Origin of the sequence: Bradyrhizobium sp. PRIMUS42 (genome assembly GCF_023006515.1) — a bacterium.
Classification (GTDB): Bacteria; Pseudomonadota; Alphaproteobacteria; order Rhizobiales; family Xanthobacteraceae; genus Bradyrhizobium.
In genome coordinates this window covers 1-513 of the sequence record NZ_JALBGZ010001539.1, presented here as the reverse complement: position 1 = coordinate 513, position 513 = coordinate 1, and the positions used below count along the sequence as shown (strand labels likewise).

The 513-nt window shown below is 64.3% G+C and carries 1 protein-coding gene; it reads right to left on the bottom strand.

Translation table 11 applies throughout. The features are described from left to right. A partial coding sequence (locus MOV75_RS41515) for an efflux RND transporter permease subunit (RefSeq protein WP_246933104.1) occupies nucleotides 1-513 on the bottom strand: 513 nt, incomplete at both ends.

Below are 513 nucleotides of genomic sequence, written 5' to 3'. Positions count from 1 at the left end.
TGCCGGCACGACGCCGACGAGGCCGAGCGGTCCCGTCAGGACGACCATCGCCATCGTCGAGAACGAGCGCACCTGCAGCATGACGACGATCAGCATCGCGGCAATCATGGCCGGGAAGATCGTCGCCAACGCATCGTTGGCCTTGGTTGCCTCTTCGATCGATCCACCGAGCTCGATACGATAGCCGGCCGGAAGGGATGCGATCAGCGGCTGCAGGGCGGTGTTGATATCCTTGGAGACTTCCGGAGGTTGGGTCGCCTCATTGATATCGGAGCGTATCGTGACGACCGGCGTGCGATCGCGCCGCTTCATGATCGGCTCTTCGAGCCGGATCTCCGAATGACCGACCTGGTCGAGCGGAATGGCGCGGCCGTCGCGGCTCATCAATGAGAAATCCGCCAGACGGGCCGGATCGAGCCGCTCGCGGCCGGCGCTGCGTGCCACGATCGGGACATTGCGGATGTCCTCGCGAACCTGCGTCACGGGAATGCCGGTGAGGAGGAACTGGAGCTG